The organism is Lysinibacillus sp. fkY74-1, assembly GCF_053165895.1.
Genome location: NZ_CP170173.1, coordinates 1,874,573 through 1,901,092 on the forward strand (window position 1 = coordinate 1,874,573; position 26,520 = coordinate 1,901,092).

Here is a 26,520-nt window from a genome sequence, read left to right on the forward strand (position 1 = left end):
TGAATCGTATTATGAAAAGAAGGGGGCTCGATAGGAAATATGAAAAAGTTTGCGGGCTTATGTGTTCAAGAGATTGTTCAAACATATAGTGACACCTTAATCCGAATTGCTGTGCATCAGACAAAAAATATGTCTGAGGCAGAGGACATTGTTCAAGACGTTTTTATGACTCTTATGAAACAGAGAAAGCCCTTTGATCATGAAGATCATTTAAAAGCTTGGCTCATCAAAGTAACTTTTAATAAATGTAAGGATTACTTTAAGTCTTCCCGTGTGACGAAGACAGTGCCGATTACTGAAGAAATGTCCTTTATCGCCAAAGAGGAGCAGATGGTTCTTACGGAGATTTTTGAGCTTAGTCCAGAAGAGAGAGTCATTGTTTATTTACATTATTATGAAGGCTATACAACTGTAGAAATCGCTAATCTATTAGGAATGAATGGCAACACGATTGGCTCCAAGCTACGAAGGGCACGAATGAAATTGAAAACAATACTAGAAGAAGGGAGTAAGGTCTGATGAATGCTTATAAAAATGTGCTGAAGCAAATTCATGCTTCCGATGAATTTAAGATAAAGATGCAAAACGAGATGATGGAATTTGAGCAAAAAGAAAAGAGGGCATTTATGAAAAAAGTACGAATTAGTGTGGGAAGTTTAGTTGCCTGTGCAGTAATTGCTGTAGCTGCTCCTTTAGTAAATGTAAACAATGATACTGCACTTGATTTAACGGAAAGAATTGTAGTGGATCATGCAGCTCCTGCGGCAAAAGCAGTCGTCAATATTGAAGGAAAAATCACAGAAGTCGGAAAGGATGGACTGAGCTTTACGTTGGATAACGGCATGGAAGTTGTGGTCACAGATGAGACGAAATTGGGGATAGATGGTCCCACCGCACCCCCAAAGGAAGAACAATTTTTTGAGCCAACATTTAGAGTAGGGAATCTAATAGGCGGTTTCACGGTAGATACGACGACAGACCCAGTAAACGCGGCTGTCATTTATACGAACTGGAATTTTGACAATCCTATACGCTGAGGTACAGCTAAAATACCCCCTTTAGAAATAGAACTAAAGGGGTTGCTATCATTCCTGTTTCAACGAATATTTGTATACAAACTACATCGAAAGGAATAGTAGTTTTGTCAGAACTTTTACATCTATTTTCTAAAAAAGTGGAGGGAATGATCGGGTGGGAAAGTTAAGGGATGGCTGTTACTACGGCTGTGGTGCAACCGTGACCATCCAGTATAATTGGTCAGTTATTGTACATATCAATTAACCTTAAAAGCTGGCATATCATAAATGCCAGCTTTTAAGGTTGCTGAAAGGGGTTATCCAAGTAGGGTCCCTTAATGGTAATACGCATTAACTGAGTGGCCATAAATTTTGGCGTATAGGGCATATCATTTTCTAACCACCAGACGATTACTTCAAGGAAGGCGGCAGCATAAAAACGGATAGCCATCTCACGCGGTACGGTTAATTTTTGATCATCTGGCTCCATCAATTGAATGCCACTTGATACAAAATCGATAATTATCTTTTTTAAGCCTGCCGAAAAATAAGGGATATCTTTTTCTGTGAGGTAGACTTTGTAAAGCTTACTATTCAGCGCAATTTGTTCAAACAAATGCATAAAGGTCTCATGCGGCTGATCATAATGAGGCAATAAATCGAAATCTTTCTTCTCTTCAACCGTTGGGTGAATACTACCTACTAATTCATGTAGGATTTCCTCAGAGCTTTGATACAGTAAGTCTAATTTGTCACGATAATGTAAATAAAAGGTGGCCCGGTTCAAGGTGGCCCGTTGGGTAATATCTTGCACAGTAATCTTCTCATAGCCTTGTTCATCAATTAATTCCACTAGCGCATCTCTCAATAGCTGGCGTGTTCTAATCACGCGAGGGTCCATTTTTTTCGACATTTTCAAGCTCCTTGTATTAAATTTATCGTTTATACAACACAAAAGACTTCCATGTTGTTAATGCATCAATTATCGCTCTTGTGTAGTTTGTCCTTTTTGAACAGACAGTTATAATTATATTAACGACACCGTGTCGATAATACAACTAGTTGTTAACCTGTTCATGAATTATACATTTATCTGATTCAGCCATTTAGTAGCAAACGCACGGAAAAGATATGCTTGTTGCTCTTTTTTAAGGGTGTCCAAACAACTGCTGAATCAAAATGAAGACTTCTTGCTTATGTCAAGGATTGGAAAAATCTTGGGGCATTTTCACAGTGGGAATGGATTGATAAAGGAAAGGAAGTTTTATAGATGGGACGTTTAAATGGGAAAGTAGCTATTATTACAGGAGCAGCGATGGGTATGGGAGCTTCTGAAGCAAAACTATTTGCACAAGAAGGAGCAAAGGTTATTGCGACAGATGTGCAAATCGAGCCGTTGAATAACTTGGTCAAAGAAATTAAAGAAAATGGTGGAGATATTATTGCTCTTTCACATAATGTAACTTCTGAGGACGAGTGGAAGGCTGTTATTGCAGAGGCGGTGAAGGTATATGGTAAAGTCGATGTACTAGTCAACAATGCAGGAATTTCATCACCAAAAACGATCGCCAACATGGAAATGGACGAATGGAATAAAGTGATGGACATTAATTTGAATGGCTGTGTCATTGGTATGAAATATGTGATTCCAGAAATGCAAAAGGCTGGTGGCGGTTCTATCGTCAATATTTCTTCCATTGGTGGAATCGTCGGAATGGCAGGGACAAGCCCTTATACTGCAGCAAAAGGAGCACTTCGAGTGTTATCTAAATCAGCTGCAGTCGAGTATGGGAAAGATCATATTCGTGTAAATTCTGTTCATCCTGGCATTATCGTTACGCCTATGACAGCGCCAACGATGGAGGAAGGTGGCGCATTGCCTTTCTATAAAACCTATACACAACTGCCATACTTTGGTGCACCTGAGGATGTAGCCTACGGTGTGGTCTTCCTTGCCTCTGACGAATCGCGCTTTATGACAGGTGCAGAACTAGTCATTGATGGTGGCTGGACTGCGATTTAAATGAATAGCTAGGAAAAACTAGGTTTCACTAAAAATATGTGATCCTAGTTTTTTTTGTATGGATGGGGGAGATATAAAAGATATTCCCTTGTTTAAGCTTAGTCATGAAGGAATTTTACATATCCGCAAAAAAGTGAACAAGCCATCTTCTAGGTCAATAGGAAGATGATAAACCACTTATAACCTCCTACTCAAAACCCTCCTTTCGCCTGCAAATTAGCACAAACAACGAGGATACTTGTGCATATCATAGTGGGGAGTAAGCGTTTTCCTCATTATATAGAAGAAAGTCAAAACGGTAAATTTCACGAATCTGTGAACGTCACGAAAAAAAATTCATAAAAACCTTAACTATTTCATACGAAATCCGTATAATAAATCAAACAGTACGAAAATTGTCCATATTTCTCAGTAAATTGCGCGAATTTTTTAAATTGTATTGACGTAGGAATTGATAATTTGTACACTGTGTACAGTCAATTGTTTTTTGGAGGAATACAATTAATTTGAAAAAGTTAGGATTTGATAGATATGATCGTGTGTAAATTTGGTGGAACATCTGTAGCAAACGCAGAACAAATTCAAAAAGTGGCAAACATTGTGAAATCTAATTCGGCACGTAAAATCGTTGCCGTTTCAGCACCAGGCAAACGATCTGGTGACGATATAAAAGTAACCGATCTATTAATACAATTAGCAACTGCCGCGTTACAACATGAAGATACCGAAGACAAATTGCAAATTGTAGTCGATCGTTTTCGAGCAATTGCAGATGGCTTAGGGCTAGATGATGCCATTTGTGACGTGATTGCGGAAGATTTACGTGAACGTGTACAAGGTGACAAAACGAACGTGGAATTATTCATCGATAGCATTAAAGCAGCTGGTGAAGATAATAACGCTAAGCTTATTGCCGCTTATTTTAATGCCATTGGAATGCCCGCACGCTATGTAAGTCCTAAGGATGGTTTAGTGGTCAATGATTTGCCAGAAAGAACATTTGCTTTACCCGAAGCGTATGCTAATTTAGCGCCTTTAAAAGACACAAAAGAAATTATTGTGTTCCCAGGGTTCTTCGGTTACACTAAAGCGGGCGTATTGCGAACATTTGACCGCGGAGGCTCTGATATTACTGGCTCCATTTTAGCAGCAGCTGTTGAAGCGGAGTTATATGAAAACTTTACGGATGTGGATTGTGTGTTCTCTGCGAATCCGAAGGTTGTCAATGATCCAGTGGAAATTAAAGAAATTACGTATCGCGAAATGCGCGAATTATCATATGCAGGCTTTTCAGTGTTCCATGATGAAGCATTAATGCCTGTCTACAAGATTGGGGTGCCCGTTAACATAAAAAATACAAATAATCCATCAGCCCCAGGTACTCGTATCGTACCAAGTCGTCCTGCAACAGGTCGTCCCGTTACAGGTATCTCGGCAGACAGTGGTTTTTCAACTTTATATGTTTCTAAATATTTGATGAATCGTGAAGTAGGCTTTGGACGAAAGCTACTACAAATTTTAGAAGATGAGAATATTTCTTATGAACACACACCTTCTGGCTTAGACGATATTTCAGTCATTATGCGTTCGAATCAGATATCACCAGATAATGAAGAGCGTATTATTAGTCGAGTGAAAGAAGAGCTACATGCTGAGTATGTAGAAATGCGTCATGGTTTTTCGATGATTGTGATTGTTGGCGAAGGCATGCGCCATAATACAGGGTTAGCTGCCCGTGCAGCTACTGCGATTTCAAGAACTGGTGCAAACATTGAAATGATCAATCAAGGCTCTTCTGAAGTAAGTCTCGTTTTTGGTGTACTTCAGGAATATGAAAACCGCATTTTACAGGCGTTATACGAAGAATTTTTTGCCCATGCGAAAGCTTAATGACACAATTATCACTAATCCAAGGATTCTTACTTGGATTAGTGTTTTCTTTTTGCTAAGAATACGGTAAAATCGAGGGCGTACATAGTTGGGAGGGTTTTTCGTGAAGAATTTAACGATTGGTATGCTTTTTTCGATTGTTGGGATACTTTTTGTCTGTTTAACGATTATGGATATTTTACCGTCATCGACAAAAACAATGAAAGTGGTTTACATAGCGATTGGTTGGGTCTTTATCATTATTGGTTCTGTGATTCGCTTTAAAAATCTCAAGCAAAAGCAGTAACAACACGTCAAAATGGAATTGTAGCAATAGGCAAACTTATGATACAATTTCAAAGAAAATAAATAATTTGAGTATTATGAAGTTGTTAGTCTGTACAAACGTTCAGAAGGTTCAAATTTTAATAAAGAATCGACAGTACAAATTCTTCTTTGTAAGAATTTGTTTTTTTATGTTCGTCATTTATTTATCGTCAGGAGGCAAGGGAATGCCCATACTTTCAAAGGATCATATTCAAATTTTAGACCAATATGTAGCACTTCAAGCTGTTTCACCTATGAAGGTTGTATCCTCGGCCATGCATAATCCAGGCTTTGGTTATTTTACTCATCTGATGAATCGAACTGTGCCCATTACTTATGATGATCGACAGCCCCATCGTGATTTACAACATTTTTTGCAAGCACATGGTTTTCCAATCGATAACACGGTGGCGATGATGACGGCTGTCCAAGCTAAATTTGCGACCATTCGTGATTTTACATATGAAGGCATTCATCTAGTCATTATGATTACTGCTGGTCTGGGCAATGCCGTGGATATTACACGTGCTTTCCATCGTGAGGAGCAGTACCATGCAGGAACAATTAATACATGGGTGCTTATTAACGGAAAATTATCTGATGAAGCGTTATTTCAGGCTATGATTTCAACAACAGAGGCGAAGGTGAAAGCGTTAACGGATGAAGGCATAACTGATCCTACCACTGGCACGCAAGCAACGGGTACATCTACTGATAGCTTACTCATTGCTTCTACTGAAGAAGGAGACTACCATCAATATGCTGGACCTATCACAATGCTAGGTAAGGTTATTGGCTATGGTGTCTATGAAACGATGCGTGCGGCTATTCGGAAATACAAAAAAGATAAAGAGGAGAAGGCGTTATGATTGCCATAGTGATTGCCTGTATCATAGGGATAATTTTCGATGTTTTAGTAGGAGACCCTCCGAAGCTTCCGCATCCCGTGCGATGGATTGGCAAGCTGATTCAATCACAAACAGCTTTGTGGAATCGAGGCAAGTGGCGGAAACTGCGTGGTATGGTGATGGCACTGGCAGTTGTAGGGACAACGATGTTTGTGGTCACACTTATTTTACTACTCAGCTATCAGGTAAGCTTAATTTTTGGCATTTTGGTGGAAGGACTTTTAATTGGCATTGGGCTGGCGCAGCGTAGCTTGAAGGAGGCAGCACTGGCAGTTTATGAGCCCCTTGTAAAAGGTGATTTTGCGGAAGCACGGGTCAAATTATCTTGGATTGTTGGGCGTGATACCGAAAAGCTGGGAGAAGATGAAATTGTACGTGGTGTTGTAGAGACCGTTTCGGAAAATACAAGTGATGGGGTGACCGCCCCACTATTTTATGCCTTTTTATTTGGGGCTATCGGTTTATGGGGCTATAAGGCTGTCAATACGTTAGATTCCATGGTCGGCTATAAAAACGAAACATTCAAAGATTTTGGCATGTTTTCGGCCAAACTTGATGATGTCCTGAATTTTATTCCAAGTCGTATCACTGGCTTTCTTATGGTGCTAGGTACAAAAAATGAAACGAGTTACTCATTTGGACAACGATTAAAGCGGTGGGCGCAAGACGCTAAAAAGCATCCAAGTCCTAATAGTGGTTATTTAGAGGCCGCAACGGCAGTACAGCTTGGCGTACAACTAGGCGGAAAAAATACCTATCAAGGCGTTGTTTCTCAACGTGCGATTATGGGAGAAAAATTAGTTCCTCTAACAAAGGAACATATAATGGCATCTATTATTCAAATGCGTATTGCCATGGTGCTCTTTACGCTTGTCATGTTAGCAGTGGAGGTGTTCATTTATGCTATTACCTAATCACGGAGCAAATCCGCAAAATGTTTATCAGCAATTAGGTTTAACGATGCCTGAAGAGGTATATGATTTTAGTGAAAATGTCAATGCGGCAGGACCACCATCCTTTGTCGAAGCACGTTGGCGTACATTTTACCCGCTCATTCAACGCTATCCAGATCCGGATGGAGAGCCTTTTCTAACAAAGGTCGCTGCTTTTCATCAAGTGAAGAAGGACATGGTATTACTAGGCAACGGGGCGTCAGAGCTCTTTAGTATTATTGCGAGGCGTTATGCTCAAAAGCGCGTCATCGTTGTACATCCTACTTTTTCAGAATATGAGCGAACATTGCGAGCTGCAGGGGCTATTATTATTCCGATTTTGGTGACGGACTTTATCCAATATACGTTGCCAATGGAACGGCTTAAACAAGAAATGGTGGAGGCAGACGCACTCTATATTTGTACACCGAATAATCCAACAGGTGTATTGCCAAAGAAGGAAGCTATACTAGACTTATTGGAGCATGGTCGAGCTGTCAAATGTGAGCTTGTCATCGATGAAGCTTTTATGGATTGGGTTGATGAGGCGAATTCCCTCATTCACGAAAGTGTGGAAAATTCACATGTCCTTGTGGTGCGTTCGATGACTAAAATGTATGCAATACCTGGCTTGCGCCTAGGCTATTTAGTTGCTCATACCTCCATCGTAAACGAGCTAAAGGACATGCTCCCACATTGGAATTTAAATGCCTTTGCACTCGTTATTGGTGCAGGCTGTTTGGATGAGCAGCATTATAGTCAGCAGGCAATTGCCTATGCGACAACGCAAAGGGAGCAGTTGCATCGTTTTTTACAAGAAAACGGCTGTCGTGTCACTAATAGTGTGACAAATTATGTGTGTTTTTCATTGCCAAAGGAGCAGCAGGCGGACGCCTTTTTTACGTATTGTTTAGCACAGGGAGTTGTCCTGCGTCATACGAAAAACTTTAAAGGATTACAGGGCGAATGGTTCCGTATTGGGATTAAAGATATTGCGGCCATGACATATTTACATAATTGTCTGCAGGCGTGGTTTAACGCAAATAAGGGGAGAGAAAAGTGACAACTTTTTATCTAGTAAGACATGGGGAAACACAATGGAATCAGGAGCAGAGACTACAAGGGTGGTTGGACTCTCCGCTAACCGACAATGGCAGAGAAGCGGCTGCGAGATTACAGCAGCAACTACAGTCAATTCCATTTGCGGCAGCTTACAGTAGTTCAAGTGGTCGTGCGAAGGAAACGATGGATATTTTGACGGCTCAACGCCAATTACCAGTTTACTATGAGGATAATTTGCGGGAAATCTGTTTAGGGAATTGGCAAGGTAAGAAAATTGAGGATATTTTGCTGACAGATGGGCTAGATTATGAGCTCTATACGAAGTACCCAGCTCAATTTATGGCAACCCATACGGAAAGCTTTGGTGCTGTCACAGAAAGAGCAATGTATACATTGAAAAAGATAGCGGAGCAGCATCGAGATGAGCATATTTTGATCGTTTCCCATGCAGTGACGATTAAATGCATGATTAATGCCATTTTACAGCGCAATATTGGTGAGCTTTGGTCAGCTCCATATATTCATGGGACAAGCGTCACTGTGATTGAAGGTCAGGGACAGCAATGGGTAATCCAAGAGATTGGTACGCTACATCATTTACAATAGGAGGTTTTACAAATGCCCCTCGTTTTTATTACAGGTGGTGTGCGTAGTGGCAAATCTCATTTTGCAGAACAAGCCGCCATACAGTATTACCAAACGCAGCCTAGTACAGAAAAACGGTTAATGTATATTGCCTCTGGTATTGCTTTAGATGATGAAATGAAGAAGCGAATTGATCGCCATCAAGCTGATCGACTAGCTCAGCCCATGCAATGGATAACAGTAGAGGCCCCTTATAACATCGCGCCCGTATTTGAGACACTCAAGGATGGGGATGTGGTGCTATGGGATTGCGTCACTACTTGGCTCACTAATGCGTTTTATGAAGGCTATGAAAGTGGAGCGCCATGTTTAACGAAGCCTGGCTGTTTAGCATCCAAGCTACACACTGTTAAACAGGCCATCCTTTCTCTGCTAACGAAGAACGTGACATTATTAGTGGTGTCAAATGAGCTGTTTGATGAACCTCCTTATCAAAGTGAAGAGGTGGAGCTGTATCGAAGAACTTTAGGACAATTTCATCAATGGTTTGTTGTGATGGCTCAAGAAGCGTTTGAAATGAATTATGGTATCGTAAAGAGATGGAAATAAGGGAAAAGGAAGGCAAGACAATGAAAAATGTTTGGTATAGCCTACTGTTGGCATTTCAATTTTTTACGGTTTTGCCAGTACATAAGGAATTACCTCTAAAAAGGTCAACGATTACAGGCATGTTTGCTTGCTTGCCATGGATAGGTGCCTTGATGGGGACAACTGTAGCTGGAGTCCTTTACAGTCTTACACAATGGACAGCCAGTAGCGAGGTCATGCTCGCCTTTATCGTCATCGGGCTGTTTGCTTTATGGACAGGCGGTTTACATTTGGATGGCTTTATTGACATGGGGGATGCGTATTTTTCTTATCGAGATCGGGACAAACGACTTGAGATTTTAGATGATCCTCGGGTAGGTGCTTTCGGAGTGCTATCCATACTATTTTTGTTATTTGGAAAATTTGTTGTTCTACATGAGCTTTTTGTGCAACATAAATTTGCATTATGGATGGTCGTATTCATTCCTTTTTTAACAAGGGTTGGCATGAGCTTTTATTTTATGTCACTTAACTGTTCAAAGGAAAAAGGGCTTGCCTTTTTCTTTCAGTCTCATCTACACGCGAAACTATTAAAAATAATGATGCTGCTGTTCCTTTTATTGGCCATGCCGGTTGTGCTGATCATCACAAAGTTCTCGATGCTCCCAATTATATTAGTCCTCGTTTTAGCGCTTGCGCTTGTTATTTTTCGCCAATTTACATTGCGTAATTTTGGTGGTGTCTCGGGAGATTTACTAGGTGCATCTATTGAAGGGATGGAGGTTGTATTATGGGTGACATTGTTACTGTGTGCTTAATGCGGCATGCGCCGACAAAGGCCAATTTAGAAAAGCGTTATCTGGGATGGACGGATGCACCATTAGCTGATACCTCCAAGCTCTCTGTCGTGGATGCATCTATCGAAACGGTATATGGCAGTGATTTACAACGCTGTCGCACCACGGCTGCCCATTATTTCCCAAATGCTAGCTATTATGCAGATGCTCGCTTACGAGAATCAAATTTTGGTGAATTTGAAGGGAAAACCTATGAGGATTTAAAAAAGGATGCTCGTTACCGTGCATGGTTGGATGATCCTATTCACTTCCCACCGCCACAGGGAGAGGCTTTTGATGATTTTGTAGCACGAGTTGTGGAAGGCTTCAATGATTTGCCGAAGATGGAGGATCATTATTTCTTAGTCGTTCATGGCGGAGTGATTCGTGCCTTACTCGTTGCTTATGCGCCAACAGAGCAGCCTTTTTGGTCATACCAAGTGCCACATGATCACCAATTTCATTTAACTTTTACTAGAAAGGCTTGGGAGGAGGGAGCTAGATGCATGTTTTTATCGGAGGCGCCTATAACGGAAAAACCGATTATGTGATGCGTTTATATGAACAGCACGATGTGGTACTTGTCGAAGGCGATCTACCGGATGTTGCACCAGCCTGTGAAATCCTTGTCATTAAACATGTGGAAAAATGGCTTTTGACACAAAACCTTGAGGAAGATGAGGTCGTGGTACAATCCGTCCTCACTAAATTAACAGCCCTTGCCCAACATTGTTCGCTGGTACTTATTGTGACAGATATGGGCCGCGGTGTTGTACCGATGGAAAAACAAGCTCGTTTATTACGTGATACGTGTGGTCGCTTATACCAGGCATTATTTGCTGAAGCAGAGCAAGTCGTACGTATTTGGTACGGGATTGGCGAGCAACTCAAATGAGATCAACATACTAACGGAAAAGAGGAAATGCAATGGATCGACAAACATTAATGACATGGATACTAACGGCTATGGTAGCAGCCATTTGTGCAGTAGGAGCCGCCATTAAAGTACCCGCATTTATTTCGACTGCAGCACTGGATTCGGCACCTGCCTTTTTAGGTGTTGTCTTTTTATCGCCATTATTAGCTGGGATAGGTGGATTCATTGGTCATTTTATTAGCGCATTAACGGCTGGCTTCCCACTTGGTCCACTCCATGTAATTATTGCAGTAGAGATGTTTATTGTTGTTTGGATTTTTGGAATCATGCATAAAAAAGGTATGCATTTTTGGAAATGGCCAGTTGCCCTTGTATTGAACGGCATCGTGGCACCACTTCCATTTTATTTTATTATTAGTCCTGCCTTTTTCTGGGGTGCTCTAGGGAGTATTTTCATCGCAACGGCTATAAATTTAATCATTGTAGCTGTGGTCATGCCCATTCTTTCGAAGGTTTTTGTGCGTAAGGCAGGTCGCGTTTAGTGAGAAATGCTATGAAAGTGGGCGCGTTTATTGCGACAATGGATAATGCGGCGGCCATTGGGGAGAAGCCACAAGATATTGTGCCAGCTTCCGATCAATTGACAGCCTATATGACAGCCCGTGTGACATTTTTAGAGCAGCTGGCTGCACAGGCACTTCCTATTCAAATTTTACTCGCTAATTTTTCAGGGGATGCTGCATGGTCACGCTATGAAAGAGGCATTCAGCAAGTGTTCGAGGAAACAGGCCTTCCCTGTCCAGTCATTGCAGGCAGTTCGGAATCCAATATGCCAACTTTACAGTCTGGTCTAGCAATTACTATGCTTGGGGAAATACAACAGCGAAAAGCATGGGACCTTGAACAGCTTAGTTGGTACACATACGGCTTACCACTTGTTGGCGAGGAACTATTAGCACAGCCTGATGATGTGGCGCAGTTGCAACCTATTTATCAGGCATGGCTGGCAGAAATCGTTCAGCAAGTGTGGCCTGTCGGATCTAAGGGACTTCAGGGTGAGTGTGCGCGTCTTTTTGGCCAGCAATTAGTTGAATGTTCACATGATATGACCAAATCAGCAGGACCAAGTACAGTGATTTTACTTGGTATGGATCCAGAAAAAGAGCAGTTGGCACATCAATTTTTCCAAAGAAATTTTGAGAAACTGCGGATAAGTGCTGAGTAAAACGACTGCTTTGAAAATAATCCAACGAGCGGTACAAGAATTATTTAAAGCGACCTTCATGAATAGACGAGGGCACTGAAAAATTTATGTTTTCATAAAAGCGAACCTTTTTCAGATAAAAATAAGGCACTTCTTGTTCAATTTTGAACAGGAAGTGCCTTATTTCTGTCTCACTGGATCTTCTGTTGCCATATCCAAATGACATATCATACTTTGAGCGCTCTACTAGGTCGACGTCTGATACATCATTAATCGCTTTTAATAATAAGTACTTAAACATGCGAATTGGAGGAATGGTATTACGTCCATTATCTAAACAATATTTTGTTTTTAGCTCTTCTAAAAAAAATGAAAATTCAACAAGTTCATTGACCTGGCGAAGCATGTTATCTTTTGGCACAACAATATCATAGATTGCCATGTATGGACTTAAATTAAGGGTTTCCTAATTTGAAATCATTGGGGCTCCACCTACATATTCATTCTTTTATTATAAAGGAAAGTGTGACTAAAATAATAGTATGATACATTGCGTTGTTTGCAGAAGCATCGCTCGACTCCTGCGGGAAAGCGAGACAGACGAGACCCCGCACGAAGCGAAGCGTAGGAGGAGACTCGGCGCTCGCCCGCGGAAAGCGAGCGGAATGCTTCGGAAAACAACAGTAGAGTCACAGTGCCAAATGAAAAAAAGATATGGACTTTTTCAGTGCCCTTTGTATAGGCATGGGGGCTTTTTATTTGGATGGATATCAGCCATATGCTCGACGATATCTCCTCATTTAGTTAAATCTCGAATATTACGAGTCTCGAAAAAATATTGTCAAATGGGAATGGTTTTCAGTTATAATGAGGAACGAGTGGGATTTAAATAGAACGGAGACGAATGTATGCAGGCAATCAAACAGCTAGGGCAGTATTTGGAGCCCTATAAATTTTTCACCTTTATAGCTCCTCTTTTAATGGTGCTGGAGGTGACAATGGATTTAATTCAGCCGACCATTATGCAGCATATGATTGATACAGGGATTGTCAATGGTGATCATGCTTATGTGCTGAGTATGTTTGTGTGGATGCTAGCAAGTGCAGTACTTGGGCTTGTTGGTGGGGTTGGTTGCTCGTATTATAGCTCGAAGGCGGCGATTCATTTTGCTTCGGATGTTCGGCAAGCTCTCTATCAGAAAATGATGACGTATTCAGCTAAAGAACGGGATGCCTTTACGACTGGCAAGCTAATTACCATTTTAACGAGCGATGTTGAAAGCCTTCAACGCGCGTTTATGATGACGCTGCGTATTTTTGTGCGTGGGCCGCTACTCTTTATCGGGGCAGTCATTATCGTGTTTGTAACAGCACGGGAACTTTTTTCCATACTTCTTATTATTGTGCCGATTTTGATTGTGGCTATGTATTTTTTCACGAAGTATTCGGGTCTGCTGTATCGTCGCGTACAAGAGGCTATTGATGCGGTGAATACGAAGCTACAGGAAAATTTAGCGGGTATCCGTGTCGTTAAAGCCTTTCGTCGGGAAACCCAACAGGTATCCCAATTTAGTGAGCTAAATGATGGGCTGACAAAACGTTTCATCACTGCAGAACAAATTGTAGGGGTGCTTGTGCCATTTACCATGTTCGTCGTTAACATTGGGATTGTCGCGGCACTTTGGCTTGGTGCCGTTAAGGTTGAGGCAGGTACATTAAAGGTTGGGGTTATTCTCGCATTTATCAACTACTTAACCATTATCTTAAATGGCTTAATGTCTTCCAGTATGGTGCTGATGCAAATTGCGCGTGCATTGCCTTCAGGAGAACGAATTGTGGATGTCTTAAATATGGATATTGCCGTGAAAGAGGCAGAACTTGCAAGGACAGATTCGATAAAAGGGGCCATTGAATTTGACCATGTGAGTTATCGTTACTATGATACAGCAGAGGATGTTCTTAAAAACATTTCGTTTTCTGTGAAACCGGGGCAAACAGTTGGTATTATTGGGAAAACAGGTAGCGGTAAATCAACACTTGTAAAGCTTTTACCGCGCTTATTCGATCCAACAGGAGGAGCTATTTACATAGATGGTAAACCCCTTTTAGCATATTCTTTATCCACGTTACGGGACCATATAGGATTTACCTCACAAAAGGCCTTATTGTTTTCTGGGACGATTGAAAAAAATATACGCCTTGGTAACGAACGGGCAACGGCAGAGGAAATACAACAGGCATTAGATGCTGCCTGTGCCAGCGAATTTGTGGAGCGCCTTGATAAGGGCTTAGCACATGAGTTGTCACAGGGAGCAACGAATCTCTCAGGTGGGCAAAAGCAACGCTTAGCTTTAAGCCGAGCATTCGTTCGAAAGCCAGCTATTCTCGTGCTGGATGATACGACCTCAGCCCTTGATAGTGCTTCAGAAAAACATGTGCAGCAGGCCATTGCTGCGCATTTTCAAGACACGACGACATTGATTGTAGCATCAAAAATTGCCTCGATACAGCAGGCAGATATCATAGTTGTCTTAGAGGATGGCGAGATGGTTGGGCAAGGGACGCATCAACAGCTACTTCAAAACAATGTACATTACCAAGCAATTTACGCGTCACAGCAAAAGGCTGGTGAAGAAGAATGAGTCAACATCAAGCAAAGCAAATGAATTTTGGGCGAGGGCCTCGTATAGGTGGGCCAGCTGAAAGAGCGAAAAATCAAAAGGCAACACTGACAAGAGTTTGGCACTATGTCAAACAGCAAAAAATAGGACTGTATTTTTCGATCTTCTTGGTGATCGCTTCCACTTTTTTAAGCTTGGCGGGACCCTATTTGATAGGCCATATCATTGATGATTACATTATGAAAAAAGATATAGATGGGACCATCCGACTAGGAATCGTATTAGCTGTGATTTTTACGGTAGCATCGATTCTGACATGGCTGCAAACCTATGTCATGATTCATGTGGCGATGAAAACGATTCGGACATTGCGTCTAGAGCTGTTTCAAAAGCTACAAACGCTCACATTAAGATTTTTTGACCAGCGTGCGCTCGGTGATTTAATGAGTCGTGTCACAAATGATATCGATAATTTAAATACAGCGCTTGCTCAGAGTGTGACGCAAATTGTATCATCCATCTTAACGGTCGTGGGTGTTAGTATTGCCATGTTCACATTAAGCTGGCCATTAGCGATTGTTACCTTAATCATTATTCCGCTTATCGTTTTCACTACTAAGCAAATTATCAAGCGCAGCAGTAAAAATTATGCGGCGCGTCAACGAGATCTTGGTAAGCTGAATGGCTATATTGAGGAAATGATGACAGGTGCAGAGGTACTCACGCTATTTGGCAAGGAACAGCAATCCATTGACACGTTCCATCAGCAAAATGAAAACTTGCGAAAATCCGCACTACGCGCAGAGATTACATCAGGCTTATTAGGACCTATTAATAACTTTATGAATAACCTTGGCCTCGCGATAGTGATCGGGACAGGAGCTCTTTTAGCGGTGAAAGGGTATGTAACAGTTGGTATTATCGCTGCATTTGTCACCTATACAAGGCAATTTTTTCGCCCGCTCAATCAATTATCAAACCTTTTAAACACCTTTCAGTCGGCTATTGCTGGAGCAGAGCGTGTATTTGAAATAGTAGATGAACCATCAGAGGTAGCTGATCGACCTGAGGCTATTGAGGCTCCGTCCTTAAAAGGAGATGTCGATTTCAAGCAAGTATCGTTTAGCTATGAGCAAGGGAAGCCCATTCTCCAAAACATTAACTTCCACGTAAGGGCAGGAGAAACGATAGCTCTTGTTGGGCCTACTGGCTCAGGGAAAACAACCATTATTAATTTACTAACACGTTTTTATGACGTGGATCAGGGTGAAATTTTAATTGATGGGCACAATATTGAACACTATAAAATGTCTACGATTCGCCAAAGGGTAGGTGTGGTTTTACAGGATACCTATTTGTTCTCTGGCACAATTCGTGATAACATTCGCTTTGGAAAGTTGGATGCGACGGATGCTGAGGTTGTGGAAGCAGCAAAAATTGCGAATGCCCATCATTTTATAAAATATTTACCTATACAATACGATACGCCTGTTCAAGCGGGTGGCGCTAATTTAAGTCAGGGACAACGCCAGCTCATTGCTATTGCCCGTGCTATTTTGGAGAACGCGGATATTTTAATTTTAGATGAAGCGACATCCAGTGTGGATACGCAAACGGAAGTCGATATTCAAAAGGGCTTACAGCATTTAATGCAGGGTCGCACCAGCTTTGTCATCGCCCATCGTTTGAAAACCATTGAGAATGCGGATAAAATTCTCGTTATACAGCAGGGCGTAATTATTGAACAAGGCAATCATCAAGCGTTGATGGAACAACAAGGGATGTATCGTCAACTCCAACAAAAGCTATTGTTAGAGCAGGCAGAATAGGGAATAATAGGGATGAACAATGCAATTTTGTGAAGGCGAGGGATACACATGTATGAATTAAAGACGAAAGAAACCGATGCAAGTGTCATTGAATTTATTGAAAGTGTCGATCATCCAAAAAAACGGGAAGATGCCTATCGACTACTGGATATTTTTACGGAGGTCTCTGGCTACGAGGCTAAAATGTGGGGACCAAGTATTATTGGGTTTGGTCATTATCATTACAAATACCAAACAGGCCATGAAGGCGATGCACCACTTGTCGGATTCTCCCCTCGCAAGGCAAAAATTAGTTTATACTTTGCACCAGGTGATCGTGAGCGAGAGCAGCTATTACAGCAGTTTGGTAAACACACAACAGGGAAAGCTTGCGTTTATATTAATAAACTCGCTGATGTTGAAGAAACTATTTTAAAGGCTCTTATTCAACAGTCTATCGCCTTTTTACAGAAAACCTATCCAAATGAATGACTCAAAGAAAGCTGCCACATGATGTAGGCAGCTTTTTTGTGTTCATAGACAAGAATTTCAAATTACCTAGCAAATAGGTTAATAAAATTTAATGAGATATTTATTTTTCGCATGTATCCTTACAAGTATCAACGGAGAGGAGAGGCGTATGAAAAATATCATAAAAAAAATGTTTATTTATTTGGTGTTCATCGTATCGATCGGTATCGTAGCCGTCAGTATGTACCACTATAGTTTGACCCAAAAGGAGGAGGCCATTTTACGTAATAAAGGCATGATGGTAAATATTGATGGTCAGAGCATGAATGTCTATCGGGAGGGGGCTGGGGAGGATACGTATGTTTTTATGGCAGGGTCAGGCATTGCAGCCCCTGTTTATGAGTTAAAGGGGCTTTATAGTAAGTTTTCGCAGCACCATCAAATTGCTGTAGTGGACCGAGCAGGCTATGGCTTTAGTGAAATTGCCCATGATGAAAGAGCTATTGATACCATTCTTATGCAAACAAGGGAGGCTCTTCTGGCAAGCGGGCTCCAGCCGCCCTATATTCTTGTTCCTCACTCTATTTCAGGACTTGAAGCGATTTACTGGGCACAAAAATACCCAGAAGAAGTGAAGGGGATTATCGCTCTGGATATTGGCTTACCTAGTCAATATGTAAAGCATAAAATGAGCACCTTCGATAGATGGATGGTGAAGGGGGTAAGTCTAGCTACTAGCGTTGGTTTACACCGCCTAGTGCCATCACAGGTATATAATCCACAAGTTCTGAACATGTCCTTTTTAACGACTGAGGAAAAGGAAATCTATCAGGCGTTGTCCTTTAAGCAATTTTTTAATGAAGATATGAAAAATGAGCTGTTACACGTCTATGAAAATAGTTTACAATCAGAACAGCTTCCATTGCCGCAAGAAACCCCAATGTTAATCGTGGATGCTATTTCCAAGGAAAATGTACATTCAAAATATACAGAGCAAAACCGGCAGGATTACGCAGACTTTGCGAAGCAATTCACTCATGCCGTAGTGAAAGAGGTAAGTGGCACCCATAGTATATACCTGTATCAACCAGATGCAATCTATCAACTAGCGATGGATTTTATGAAAACGAATGCTGATGAGAGAGGTCGTTAACATGAAAGGATTTCGAATTTTAATTGTAGAAGATGATCACATGATTGGTGATTTACTTCAAAAAATAATGCAACGTGAAGGCTATGAGGCCGTGTGGAAAACAGATGGCAGAGATGTAATGAGGCTCATTCATGATGTAGATTTAGTCATTATGGACATTATGCTACCAGGAGAGGATGGCTACCAATTAAGCAGAAATATTAAACAACTAGGCTTAAATATTCCTATCATTTTTCTATCGGCACGTAGTGATATTGAAAGCAAACTAGAAGGTTTAACCGTTGGTGAAGATTATTTGACAAAGCCGTTTGATCCAAGGGAGCTATTATTGAGAATCCAAAAAATGCTAGTGCAACAATATGGAACGTTTACACAAATACAGCATTTACTCATTGACGGAGAGCATCGAAAAGTATTTCATCAACATCTTCAAAACGAAATTTCATTAACGGCAATAGAACGAAAAATTTTCTTTTATTTATTTGATAACCGTGACAGAGTTTTAACAAAGGAACACTTTTTTGATTATTTATGGCCGTTGGATGATCGTAATCATAATATTCTTAATGTCTACATAAAAAAGATTCGGACAAAGTTGGATGATTCAACAGGCATGATTGTACAAAATATATATGGAGAAGGGTATCGTCTAAATACCCATTTAAGAAATGACGTTAAAAACTAAATATAGAACCCTTTTATTTGTAGCAATTGGGAGTGTGCCCGTCGTTTTATTAGGTATTAGTGTGTTTATGTCCATACTTTATAACAAGGCTTTTAAAACGAAAAATAATGGCATCCCATTCCATGAATCCTTTGCATATCCTGTTATGCTTCTTGCATTTGTACTGTCTTTAGGGATTCTTGCCTTACTATTTTCCACATCCATTCATTCATTATTAGCTAGAATTACCATGCTCAATCAAACAATCCGGGAACTCGCGAGTAATGAACGGATACCCGATACGTTAACGGTAAGCAGTGAGGATGAATTAGGGCAGTTAATTCATTCTGTCAATCTTTTAATTGAGCGCACGACTTATCGGGAATTAGAGTTAGCACAACAGCAGGAGCTCCAAAAAGAGCTACTCCAAAAATTGAGACATGACATCCATACCCCTTTGACAGCGATTCGTTTGCAATTGTTTTATTTAGAAGATCAACTACAAGAGCAGCCAAAACTGGTGGAATCGTTAAATGAACAAATTCAGTATATCGCGAATTTAACGAATGAATTGCCATACCAGTCTTTTGATACGAGCGAAAATTCCTTTGTCGTTCAGGAAGAAGTTCGGCCAGCTTTACTATTGGAGATTATGATTAGGAAATGGAGTTATTTATACAGCATGCAAAATATTGCTCTTCATTTTTATCCAAAGGATGCAGAGGCAATCTGGACAAGTAATGAACTATGGTTACAACGTTTATTTGATAATGTCTTCCAAAATACGTTAAAGCATGCCCAAGCAACCAAACTTGTGGTGACGATTAAAGGAGGCGAAGTATGGATGTCTGATGATGGCATCGGCTTCCATTCTGACGTCGAACAGAGCGGACTTGGACTGAAAATTATCCAAGATATTGCTAGAACCTTGAACATTGTAGTCTCTTTACAATCCACCGAGGAGGGTACGACCTTTCGCTTTACTCCGTCATAAAAAAACAACGGACATCATGTGCCGTTGTTTTTCTATTATGCCGACTTTCGTTGTTGGAGTAAAAAGAGGGCAAGTCCTAGTAAAATGACGAATATGCCAATCCCTTGTTGCACGGAAATCATTTCATCTAAAATAAAATAAGCTAAAATACATGTGCCAATTGTTTCTCCTAAAATACTCATAGAGATGACTGTCGTACTTAGCCATTTTAATAGCCAATTAAATACAGTTTGCCCAAAAATCGTTGCAATTACAGCCAGTCCTAATAGGGACCACCATGTGGATGCGGGGTAGTCGAAAAACGGTTCCTGCATAAAGAGCGCATAAATGGCTAAAAAGATTGAGCTACTGCCATATCCGATAATCGAATAGGTGATAAGTGATAAATCCTTCCGTACAGATTGCCCGATGAAAAAGTAGGCTGTAATAATGCCAGCCGCAATAAAAGCTAGAATATCGCCATAAAGAGCTTGTCCACTAATTTGAAAATCCTGCCAGCCGATAATGAAACAGCCAATGATCGCTACCAAACAGCCAACAATAGCGCCTTTTGAAAAACGCTCTTTAAATAAAAAATAGCTACCTATTAAAGAGAATAATGGCTGTAACGTGACAATAACTGTGGAACTGGCCACTGATGTGTAGTTTAAGGATTCGAACCATAAAACATAATGACAGGACAAAAATAGACCTGATAGAATGCCCAGTCCCCACTGTTTTTTAGACAGGTTAACTAGTTCTTGTCGTAGCCCCTTTTGAGCTACTAAAAAGGGAAGGAGTACAAGCATCGCAAAAAATAGTCGATAAAAAGCCGTAATAGCCGGCGGGGCATCAGCAAGCTTCACAAAAATAGCTGATGTAGATAAAGCAAATACTGCTAAAAACAATGAGATGTAATAAAACATGATGTACTCCTATGTATTTACAAGATTAATAATATCAAACCTATTATAGTGCAGTCTGCTTGAATAATATAGGCTTTTTAAAATATTCGCATAAACAGCAATTTGAGCTATCGATTACTTAGTTACTTCTTTTCAAGCAAGGATTCTACGACCTGCTTTAATTGCAGTATAGAAGAATGCTTTTGGTTTTCCTTTTTATAAATGAAGACAGTCTCAATGACCTTGTTAAGTGTCTCCATTTCATAAAAGTGCAGGTCCGGACATGGATAGAGTGCTAGTAACCTCGTATTTAACACGGCCAATGTATGCTCGATTTCTAGAAAATCAAGAATACTACTTACGGATTTAATTTCCTTCATCGTAAAAGGGACTTCTTTGTGAGTAAGCCATTCAGCTAATGCCTTCGAATACATACAGCCTTTACTTAAGACTAGGAGTGTCACAGGCGTTTGCTGGTCAAAATCGATGACATGTGAAGGACTCGAAATGACTTGGAAGGTTTCTGTTGTCATTAAATCATAGTGTAAATCAGCATAATGCTTCAATGGATTACTCGTTAATGCACAGTCTAGCTCCGCCTGATGTACTTTGTGATTTAACGATGTACTCGATTCCACCAAGAAATCCACATCAATAGGACTTTGGCTTGTTTGTAGCGCATTCATGATGGACGCACCATATAATTTAATCGTCGTATGGGAGGTTCCAAATTGAATATGTGCTTGCGTAAATCCAACCGTTTGTAAAAATTCATCATATTGTTGGGCCACCTGCTTTAAAAAGTGTAAATAGTGGTCACCGACGTCTGTTAGCTTTAAGCCTTGAGGTGTTCGTTTAAAGATTTCCTGTCCAATTTCACTTTCCATCTTCTTTACCTTCGAGGTTAGAGCCGATTGTGTATAGTTGGTGATTTCAGCAGACTTACTTAAATTTTGCCTTTCTAATAGCTCAATTTTGATGGCAATGTCGTCAATGTTCATGTTATTTGTCACACACCTATTAAATTTTTTGATAGCCGCTATCATTTTCCTCCATTTTACGAATGCTAGCTGTCAACGTAAACTCAAGATATCTAAATGATACTGCACAAATAAAGCGGTATATAGCTATGGAGGATTTACATGCATACCTATTACAAATGGATCATTTTACTGGTGGCTACGCTTTCGCAAACGGCTTCAACCTTTGTCACATACGGGATGGGGCCCGTCGCCGCCTTTTATCAAATGGAATGGCACTTAACGTCATTCCAAACAGGATTAATTGTTTCTACTGTGAATATTGGACCGATTTTCTCGATGCTTTTCTTTGGCTATCTCATGGATAAAAAAGGAGAAAAACGGCTGATTGGATGGGGCTCTATTTTACTGGGCCTCTGTACGTTCCTCTTAATTCCTGTGAATCATTATACGACATTGCTAGTCGTATTAATAGTTGTTGGTTTTTGGTACGGTAGTGCCCAAACAGGAGGTAGTACAGCCATCGTAAAATGGTTTCCTAACGAGCATCGAGGTTTAGCGATTGGAATTCGCCAAACGGGAATTCCCATCGGAGGGGCTCTCGCTTCCTTCATACTTACCTATTTATATCATCACATCCATCTGACAGCTGTGCATGGGGCACAAGGTTTCGTAGCAATCGGTGGCGGTTTATTATTTTTATTGATGTATCAGGAGCCAAAACAGCATAAATCTTCTGTAGCAACACCGATACCGTTTAAAGAAAAGATGAAGGCTATTAAAGACAATCGAGCACTCTATCCCATTTTTTTTGTGGGCATTGTGATGATGTCCTTACAGATGATCCTCATCGCCCATTTGATGAGTTATTTACATCAGGAGGGTGGCTATTCATTAACAGCAGCAGGGAAGTATTTGAGTTTGGTCTTGCTTGGAGGGATGGTAGGAAGAATTGCTCTTGCTTGGCTGAGTGACCGATACTTTGCTCAGAAGCGCGAGCACTTACTAATCATCGTTATGCTTGCCACATTTGTAATGGTCGCTTGTATGCCTGTTGTTTTACATGCTAAGAGCTTAATGATTTTATTTTGCGGTGTAATGGGCTTTTTCGCCCTTGGCTGGTATTCCTTATATATAGCGAGTGTAACGGAGCAGTCCGATCCTCAATCTGTGGGGCTTACTGTGAGTGCCGCTTTAACGATCAATCAATTCTTTATTGTTTTGGCTCCGTCTATCTACGGTTTACTCGTTTCCATATTTTCAAGTCATCAGATGGCATTGGATATAGTAGCTATGATGGTTATTGTGGGAGCGTTTTATTTATCGAGAACAACCAATAGTAGCCTCTCATCACAAAGTTCGGTAAAATAATGGAAAAATAGGAAATGGATGTGTTGCGGATGGGTAGCTCAATTTGGATTCATGCAGCAGTAGAAAATGTATGGCAAGCAGTAACCGAGGAGCAATACCTCTCTCAATGGTATGCGCCAGGCTCTACTTGGAACATCCCTAAACTAGCTGCAGGAGAAAAGATGATCTTTACTTTAATGCCTAATGACCATAATCAGCTAGCCGATCCATTGCCAATGCAGTTAACGATTCAGCAGGTCAAAAAACAGGAGATTTTTTCATTTTACTTGGAAGTTCCAGAAACGGTCATCGCGATATCGTTAGCAGTAAAGGACAATGGCACAACAGTTAGCTTCAATATGCAGGGCTATGATGCGCCTCTTGCTAATCTAAAAGCATTGCTAGAGGGTGGTGATTTTCCGCACTTATCGTAACGACTACGTCTCAGGTCTTAGATGAATTTCAAGCGCAAGGTCGTATTTTATATGTTCCACTCCTATATAATGAAATTATTGGTAGAATATATAGCGGGAGGAAATTAAATTGAAGAAATTAGTTGGGTTAGGTGTCGTATTGGGCACATCAGTTTTCGTCTTATCAGGGTGCTTTTCGTTTTTGCCGAGCAAAATGCAAGAAGAAACCATTTTAGTAGAAAAGGATAAAGCCAAGACATTAGAGGTAGCTATTGATTTAGGTGTCGGCGAAATGAATCTAACTGGTGGCGCCAAGGAGTGGGTTGAGGGCAAAGCGGACTATAATATTAAGAAGCTAGCCCCTCAAGTTAATTATGATGTAAGTGGCGATACAGGGGAAGTAGAAATAAAACATAAAGGCTCGACGAAGCTAGGCATCTCCAATATTAAAAATACTTGGGACATCCAATTAAATGACGATATCCCGATGGATTTGACGGTAGAAACTGGGGCTTCCTTAGCCAATCTTGATTTACAGGGACTGCAGCTAGAAAAACTAGATATTGAAGCGGGTGTCGGTGATCTCACTGTCAATTTAGGTGGCGATTGGAAAAAAAGCTTTAATGCAAGTATTGAAACTGGGGTAGGTCAAACGACAGTCATTGTCCCTTCAAAGGTTGGTGTCAAATTAACAACAGAAAAGGGCATAGGTTCATCCAATATTGAGGGTCTCATTTCGAAGGGCAAAGGTGTCTATGTCAATGAAGCATATGATAAGGCGGATGTTGTACTGGAAATCAAATCAGAAATAGGCTTAGGAGATATTACGTTTAAATTAGATAAATAAAGAAAATGCAGTAGACTACTAGTAAAGCGGTAGTCTACTTTTGTATGTTATAAGATGATGCTAAGCATTGAACAGGAAGCATTTGAACTTGAAATAGGTAAATGTATGATACTGCACAAACTGACGCTTACATTCTTTGAATTGGGTGCTTGTTTTATGTTAGTTTTAAGGAAGCAATTGTTTTGAAGGAGCGAGTCGATTGAAAACCTATACATATAAACAGCCAATGGAAATTGATTCTACAGAGGTGGTATCGATTTTAAATGAATCAGGAGAGACATCATCAACGGTTCAACGTGTTTATTCTAATGCTCTAAAAAAAGCATTTGATAAGACGATGGACTTCCGTTATTTTGTACGTTTTGACGTCCAAGATCATACTGGTCAGCCACTATTTACTTGTAAAAAGGTATCTCGACGTGGTCGTGTACATTTCCGAGGCAAGGATTTAGTGACGGGGAAGGACTATATGATTGCCTATGACGGCTGGCAAATAATGATTCCTGATTTAGTTATTACAGATGGAGAGCAGCAAATTAAGCTCAGTAAAGAAATGGAAGACTGGTCGATCTTTACATGGAATGAGGAGCCGATCGCACGTTGGCAAGCGACTTTCTGCGAAACCCATTTTGACATTACACTTCAAATTGAAGATAACAGTCCTATTCAGCATGAAGCCTTTTTTATTGCCATTGGACAGGCTGTATTATTTGTGGGAGCCTAACATTATGCTTATTCGGCATGATAAAATAGGGCACGCCAAGATTAGTGGCATATGTCATTCCATTATGCTATAAATACAACAAGAAGGTAGCCTTAAAGAGGCTACCTTCTATTATGATGAACGTGAAGAAAGGTTCTGATGTTGTGCTTACTATTTTACCGGCTAAAGAAATATACTTGAAAGGAAATGAACACGCGGTATTACTTTTACATTCCTTCACAAGCCATACAAGAGATATGAAGAAAGTGGCGACGAAGCTACACGAAAAGGGCTATACATGTTATGTACCTCTATACAGAGGACACGGCCAGAAGCCAGAACTGTTAGTACAGTACGAAGTTGAGGACTGGTGGCAGGATGTGTTGAAAGCGCACCAATTTTTGCTGGATGAAGGCTATCAAACAATTTCCGTTATCGGCTTATCCATCGGTGGTATATTTACATTGAAACTTGCACAATTAAAAAAGCTACAGCAAATCATTGTCTTATCGGTACCGATTAATAAGGAGCCAGCACAACTAAAACAAAGAATCATTGACTATGCTTATAATTATAAACATATCGAGGGTAAATCAGCGTCTCAAGTTACAGATGAGATGAAGCCGTTTAGTGATATGCCATTGGACGCGATGATTGCATTTCAGCATTTTATTATAGAAACGATGCAGCAGCTTGAGAAAATCACGATTCCAATTGCTATTTTCTACGGTAAAAGAGACGAGGACTTATACGCGTATAGTGCTGACACAATCTATCAGCGTGTTCATTCTGCTAGGAAACACAAAAGGGGCTTTGAAAACTCCAAGCATTTAATGACTTTAGGTCGTGAGCAGGATGAAATCCTTCAGGAAATCATGAGTTTTTTATAGTGAAGAGCTTACTGGTAGGGAGATTGACGACCAATAGTAAATTATGTTATCATTATCTCGAATTAGAGATAAATTAATTCGAGATATATAAATTCGTAACATATCTCAAGACAAACACAAGAATGTTTTCGCGATTTGACAAGCCCTAATTTAAAAATTGAAGAAAGATTAACACCAATTGAATAATAAACATTTTAGATGTAGGTCTAGCTGTATATATCGCTAAAGAAAAATATACTATTTGATGGATTATTAGACCATCATTTGGGGTAATGAAAAAAGAAAAATGAGGGGTGTGTTAGGTATGGGTTACCGTGAGTATAGAGGAGAAGAGATAACAGTTTTTTTCGATAAAGACATATGTCAGCATGCAGCTGAATGTGTAAAGGGCTTGCCAGAGGTGTTTAATGTTAAAGCAAAGCCTTGGATCGCACCGGATCAAGCAGCTGTCAAAAATGTAGTAGAAGTTATCAATCGATGTCCAAGTGGCGCATTAAAATATAAAAGATAAAAGG

The 26,520-nt window shown here is 40.4% G+C and carries 30 protein-coding genes and 1 pseudogene; 27 read left to right on the forward strand and 4 right to left on the reverse strand.

Annotated features, from left to right (window positions below; genetic code table 11):
- Positions 1–39 precede the first annotated feature (39 nt).
- Together ACE1MS_RS08915 and ACE1MS_RS08920 are read left to right on the forward strand one after the other, a co-directional pair.
- Positions 40–519: an RNA polymerase sigma factor gene (locus ACE1MS_RS08915; protein WP_031419832.1), complete on the forward strand. Its 480-nt coding sequence runs from the start codon at positions 40–42 to the stop codon at positions 517–519.
- Positions 519–1,037, forward strand: coding sequence for a hypothetical protein (locus ACE1MS_RS08920; RefSeq protein ID WP_198696008.1), 519 nt, complete (start codon positions 519–521; stop codon positions 1,035–1,037). The genes ACE1MS_RS08915 and ACE1MS_RS08920 overlap by 1 nt, the downstream gene beginning before the upstream one ends.
- 277 nt (positions 1,038–1,314) lie before the next feature.
- Here the strand turns inward: ACE1MS_RS08920 and ACE1MS_RS08925 are convergent, their stop codons facing one another.
- On the reverse strand, positions 1,315–1,929 hold the full coding sequence (locus tag ACE1MS_RS08925) for a TetR/AcrR family transcriptional regulator (protein ID WP_012294077.1): 615 nt from the start codon (positions 1,927–1,929) through the stop codon (positions 1,315–1,317).
- Positions 1,930–2,286: 357 nt separating this feature from the next.
- On the opposite strand from ACE1MS_RS08925, the gene ACE1MS_RS08930 reads away from it, so the two are divergent.
- The 13 genes from ACE1MS_RS08930 (at position 2,287) to ACE1MS_RS08990 (ending at position 12,248) form a co-directional block, all read left to right on the forward strand.
- A complete protein-coding gene (locus tag ACE1MS_RS08930) occupies positions 2,287–3,039 on the forward strand; it encodes an SDR family NAD(P)-dependent oxidoreductase (RefSeq protein WP_031419834.1) in 753 nt (250 codons plus the stop codon).
- A 531-nt stretch (positions 3,040–3,570) separates the two neighbouring features.
- A complete protein-coding gene (locus ACE1MS_RS08935; protein ID WP_012294079.1) occupies positions 3,571–4,929 on the forward strand; it encodes an aspartate kinase in 1,359 nt (452 codons plus the stop codon).
- Between the two features lie 103 nt (positions 4,930–5,032).
- Entirely contained in the window at positions 5,033–5,215 is a 183-nt protein-coding gene (locus ACE1MS_RS08940) for a hypothetical protein (protein WP_031419837.1), read from the forward strand.
- A gap of 205 nt (positions 5,216–5,420) precedes the next feature.
- Complete coding sequence (locus ACE1MS_RS08945; RefSeq protein WP_031419839.1) at positions 5,421–6,104, forward strand: adenosylcobinamide amidohydrolase; 684 nt, start codon at positions 5,421–5,423, stop codon at positions 6,102–6,104.
- Entirely contained in the window at positions 6,101–7,057 is a 957-nt protein-coding gene (gene cbiB / locus ACE1MS_RS08950) for an adenosylcobinamide-phosphate synthase CbiB (RefSeq protein WP_036161395.1), read from the forward strand. The genes ACE1MS_RS08945 and cbiB overlap by 4 nt, the downstream gene beginning before the upstream one ends.
- A complete protein-coding gene (locus ACE1MS_RS08955) occupies positions 7,044–8,138 on the forward strand; it encodes a pyridoxal phosphate-dependent aminotransferase (protein ID WP_012294083.1) in 1,095 nt (364 codons plus the stop codon). The genes cbiB and ACE1MS_RS08955 overlap by 14 nt, the downstream gene beginning before the upstream one ends.
- Positions 8,135–8,743, forward strand: a complete 609-nt coding sequence (locus tag ACE1MS_RS08960) for a histidine phosphatase family protein (RefSeq protein ID WP_012294084.1) — start codon at positions 8,135–8,137, stop codon at positions 8,741–8,743. The genes ACE1MS_RS08955 and ACE1MS_RS08960 overlap by 4 nt, the downstream gene beginning before the upstream one ends.
- 12 nt (positions 8,744–8,755) lie before the next feature.
- Complete coding sequence (locus ACE1MS_RS08965) at positions 8,756–9,331, forward strand: bifunctional adenosylcobinamide kinase/adenosylcobinamide-phosphate guanylyltransferase (RefSeq protein WP_447402847.1); 576 nt, start codon at positions 8,756–8,758, stop codon at positions 9,329–9,331.
- Between the two features lie 20 nt (positions 9,332–9,351).
- The gene (gene cobS, locus ACE1MS_RS08970; RefSeq protein ID WP_031419841.1) at positions 9,352–10,128 is read left to right on the forward strand and encodes an adenosylcobinamide-GDP ribazoletransferase; all 777 of its coding nucleotides are present in this window, start codon (positions 9,352–9,354) and stop codon (positions 10,126–10,128) included.
- Positions 10,101–10,697 carry a histidine phosphatase family protein gene (locus tag ACE1MS_RS08975; protein WP_197149475.1) on the forward strand — a complete coding sequence of 199 codons (597 nt, stop codon included), beginning with the start codon at positions 10,101–10,103 and terminating at the stop codon, positions 10,695–10,697. Before cobS ends, ACE1MS_RS08975 begins: the two co-directional genes overlap by 28 nt.
- Entirely contained in the window at positions 10,649–11,041 is a 393-nt protein-coding gene (locus ACE1MS_RS08980) for a bifunctional adenosylcobinamide kinase/adenosylcobinamide-phosphate guanylyltransferase (protein ID WP_447402848.1), read from the forward strand. The genes ACE1MS_RS08975 and ACE1MS_RS08980 overlap by 49 nt, the downstream gene beginning before the upstream one ends.
- A 32-nt stretch (positions 11,042–11,073) precedes the next feature.
- Complete coding sequence (locus tag ACE1MS_RS08985; protein ID WP_012294090.1) at positions 11,074–11,565, forward strand: ECF transporter S component; 492 nt, start codon at positions 11,074–11,076, stop codon at positions 11,563–11,565.
- A complete protein-coding gene (locus ACE1MS_RS08990; protein ID WP_036161398.1) occupies positions 11,565–12,248 on the forward strand; it encodes a hypothetical protein in 684 nt (227 codons plus the stop codon). Before ACE1MS_RS08985 ends, ACE1MS_RS08990 begins: the two co-directional genes overlap by 1 nt.
- Before the next feature lie 190 nt (positions 12,249–12,438).
- Here the strand turns inward: ACE1MS_RS08990 and ACE1MS_RS08995 are convergent.
- Positions 12,439–12,669, reverse strand: a pseudogene (locus tag ACE1MS_RS08995) (transposase); the annotation flags it as partial.
- A 466-nt stretch (positions 12,670–13,135) separates the two neighbouring features.
- Between ACE1MS_RS08995 and ACE1MS_RS09000 the strand changes: the two are divergent.
- The 6 genes from ACE1MS_RS09000 to ACE1MS_RS09025 all read left to right on the forward strand — a co-directional run bounded on the left by ACE1MS_RS09000 (position 13,136) and on the right by ACE1MS_RS09025 (position 19,938).
- Complete coding sequence (locus ACE1MS_RS09000) at positions 13,136–14,869, forward strand: ABC transporter ATP-binding protein (protein ID WP_031419879.1); 1,734 nt, start codon at positions 13,136–13,138, stop codon at positions 14,867–14,869.
- The gene (locus ACE1MS_RS09005; RefSeq protein WP_031419880.1) at positions 14,866–16,677 is read left to right on the forward strand and encodes an ABC transporter ATP-binding protein; all 1,812 of its coding nucleotides are present in this window, start codon (positions 14,866–14,868) and stop codon (positions 16,675–16,677) included. Before ACE1MS_RS09000 ends, ACE1MS_RS09005 begins: the two co-directional genes overlap by 4 nt.
- 48 nt (positions 16,678–16,725) lie before the next feature.
- Positions 16,726–17,148, forward strand: a complete 423-nt coding sequence (locus tag ACE1MS_RS09010; RefSeq protein ID WP_031419881.1) for a DUF1801 domain-containing protein — start codon at positions 16,726–16,728, stop codon at positions 17,146–17,148.
- 148 nt (positions 17,149–17,296) lie between these two features.
- On the forward strand, positions 17,297–18,280 hold the full coding sequence (locus tag ACE1MS_RS09015; RefSeq protein ID WP_031419882.1) for an alpha/beta fold hydrolase: 984 nt from the start codon (positions 17,297–17,299) through the stop codon (positions 18,278–18,280).
- A 1-nt stretch (position 18,281) separates the two neighbouring features.
- Positions 18,282–18,965 (forward strand): response regulator transcription factor, encoded by a 684-nt coding sequence (locus ACE1MS_RS09020; protein ID WP_012294098.1) that lies wholly within the window; start codon positions 18,282–18,284, stop codon positions 18,963–18,965.
- Positions 18,949–19,938, forward strand: a complete 990-nt coding sequence (locus ACE1MS_RS09025; protein ID WP_031419885.1) for a sensor histidine kinase — start codon at positions 18,949–18,951, stop codon at positions 19,936–19,938. Before ACE1MS_RS09020 ends, ACE1MS_RS09025 begins: the two co-directional genes overlap by 17 nt.
- A 35-nt stretch (positions 19,939–19,973) precedes the next feature.
- Here ACE1MS_RS09025 and ACE1MS_RS09030 read toward each other — a convergent pair whose 3' ends face one another.
- Positions 19,974–20,843, reverse strand: a complete 870-nt coding sequence (locus tag ACE1MS_RS09030; protein ID WP_012294100.1) for a DMT family transporter — start codon at positions 20,841–20,843, stop codon at positions 19,974–19,976.
- 122 nt (positions 20,844–20,965) lie between these two features.
- A complete protein-coding gene (locus ACE1MS_RS09035; RefSeq protein ID WP_447402849.1) occupies positions 20,966–21,823 on the reverse strand; it encodes a LysR family transcriptional regulator in 858 nt (285 codons plus the stop codon).
- Positions 21,824–21,964: 141 nt separating this feature from the next.
- Here ACE1MS_RS09035 and ACE1MS_RS09040 point away from each other — a divergent pair, with 141 nt between their 5' ends.
- The 6 genes from ACE1MS_RS09040 (at position 21,965) to ACE1MS_RS09065 (ending at position 26,516) form a co-directional block, all read left to right on the forward strand.
- The gene (locus tag ACE1MS_RS09040; protein ID WP_289449100.1) at positions 21,965–23,173 is read left to right on the forward strand and encodes an MFS transporter; all 1,209 of its coding nucleotides are present in this window, start codon (positions 21,965–21,967) and stop codon (positions 23,171–23,173) included.
- A 29-nt stretch (positions 23,174–23,202) separates the two neighbouring features.
- Entirely contained in the window at positions 23,203–23,586 is a 384-nt protein-coding gene (locus tag ACE1MS_RS09045) for an SRPBCC domain-containing protein (RefSeq protein WP_012294103.1), read from the forward strand.
- 109 nt (positions 23,587–23,695) lie between these two features.
- On the forward strand, positions 23,696–24,412 hold the full coding sequence (locus ACE1MS_RS09050; protein WP_036161404.1) for a toast rack family protein: 717 nt from the start codon (positions 23,696–23,698) through the stop codon (positions 24,410–24,412).
- A gap of 199 nt (positions 24,413–24,611) precedes the next feature.
- On the forward strand, positions 24,612–25,136 hold the full coding sequence (locus tag ACE1MS_RS09055) for a tubby C-terminal domain-like protein (RefSeq protein ID WP_031419890.1): 525 nt from the start codon (positions 24,612–24,614) through the stop codon (positions 25,134–25,136).
- Positions 25,137–25,249: 113 nt separating this feature from the next.
- Entirely contained in the window at positions 25,250–26,005 is a 756-nt protein-coding gene (locus ACE1MS_RS09060; protein ID WP_206700880.1) for an alpha/beta hydrolase, read from the forward strand.
- Between the two features lie 304 nt (positions 26,006–26,309).
- Positions 26,310–26,516, forward strand: a complete 207-nt coding sequence (locus ACE1MS_RS09065; RefSeq protein ID WP_281486543.1) for a (4Fe-4S)-binding protein — start codon at positions 26,310–26,312, stop codon at positions 26,514–26,516.
- Positions 26,517–26,520: the final 4 nt, after the last annotated feature.

Coding starts and splice junctions, on each gene's coding strand:
- ACE1MS_RS08915 (WP_031419832.1), top strand. CDS start 40: ATGAAAAAGTTTGCGGGCTTATGTGTTCAAGAGATTGTTCAAACATAT.
- ACE1MS_RS08920 (WP_198696008.1), top strand. CDS start 519: ATGAATGCTTATAAAAATGTGCTGAAGCAAATTCATGCTTCCGATGAA.
- ACE1MS_RS08925 (WP_012294077.1), bottom strand. CDS start 1,929: ATGTCGAAAAAAATGGACCCTCGCGTGATTAGAACACGCCAGCTATTG.
- ACE1MS_RS08930 (WP_031419834.1), top strand. CDS start 2,287: ATGGGACGTTTAAATGGGAAAGTAGCTATTATTACAGGAGCAGCGATG.
- ACE1MS_RS08935 (WP_012294079.1), top strand. CDS start 3,571: ATGATCGTGTGTAAATTTGGTGGAACATCTGTAGCAAACGCAGAACAA.
- ACE1MS_RS08945 (WP_031419839.1), top strand. CDS start 5,421: ATGCCCATACTTTCAAAGGATCATATTCAAATTTTAGACCAATATGTA.
- cbiB (WP_036161395.1), top strand. CDS start 6,101: ATGATTGCCATAGTGATTGCCTGTATCATAGGGATAATTTTCGATGTT.
- ACE1MS_RS08955 (WP_012294083.1), top strand. CDS start 7,044: ATGCTATTACCTAATCACGGAGCAAATCCGCAAAATGTTTATCAGCAA.
- ACE1MS_RS08965 (WP_447402847.1), top strand. CDS start 8,756: ATGCCCCTCGTTTTTATTACAGGTGGTGTGCGTAGTGGCAAATCTCAT.
- cobS (WP_031419841.1), top strand. CDS start 9,352: ATGAAAAATGTTTGGTATAGCCTACTGTTGGCATTTCAATTTTTTACG.
- ACE1MS_RS08975 (WP_197149475.1), top strand. CDS start 10,101: ATGGGTGACATTGTTACTGTGTGCTTAATGCGGCATGCGCCGACAAAG.
- ACE1MS_RS08980 (WP_447402848.1), top strand. CDS start 10,649: ATGCATGTTTTTATCGGAGGCGCCTATAACGGAAAAACCGATTATGTG.
- ACE1MS_RS08985 (WP_012294090.1), top strand. CDS start 11,074: ATGGATCGACAAACATTAATGACATGGATACTAACGGCTATGGTAGCA.
- ACE1MS_RS09000 (WP_031419879.1), top strand. CDS start 13,136: ATGCAGGCAATCAAACAGCTAGGGCAGTATTTGGAGCCCTATAAATTT.
- ACE1MS_RS09005 (WP_031419880.1), top strand. CDS start 14,866: ATGAGTCAACATCAAGCAAAGCAAATGAATTTTGGGCGAGGGCCTCGT.
- ACE1MS_RS09010 (WP_031419881.1), top strand. CDS start 16,726: ATGTATGAATTAAAGACGAAAGAAACCGATGCAAGTGTCATTGAATTT.
- ACE1MS_RS09015 (WP_031419882.1), top strand. CDS start 17,297: ATGAAAAATATCATAAAAAAAATGTTTATTTATTTGGTGTTCATCGTA.
- ACE1MS_RS09020 (WP_012294098.1), top strand. CDS start 18,282: ATGAAAGGATTTCGAATTTTAATTGTAGAAGATGATCACATGATTGGT.
- ACE1MS_RS09025 (WP_031419885.1), top strand. CDS start 18,949: ATGACGTTAAAAACTAAATATAGAACCCTTTTATTTGTAGCAATTGGG.
- ACE1MS_RS09030 (WP_012294100.1), bottom strand. CDS start 20,843: ATGTTTTATTACATCTCATTGTTTTTAGCAGTATTTGCTTTATCTACA.
- ACE1MS_RS09035 (WP_447402849.1), bottom strand. CDS start 21,823: ATGAACATTGACGACATTGCCATCAAAATTGAGCTATTAGAAAGGCAA.
- ACE1MS_RS09040 (WP_289449100.1), top strand. CDS start 21,965: ATGCATACCTATTACAAATGGATCATTTTACTGGTGGCTACGCTTTCG.
- ACE1MS_RS09045 (WP_012294103.1), top strand. CDS start 23,203: ATGGGTAGCTCAATTTGGATTCATGCAGCAGTAGAAAATGTATGGCAA.
- ACE1MS_RS09060 (WP_206700880.1), top strand. CDS start 25,250: ATGATGAACGTGAAGAAAGGTTCTGATGTTGTGCTTACTATTTTACCG.
- ACE1MS_RS09065 (WP_281486543.1), top strand. CDS start 26,310: ATGGGTTACCGTGAGTATAGAGGAGAAGAGATAACAGTTTTTTTCGAT.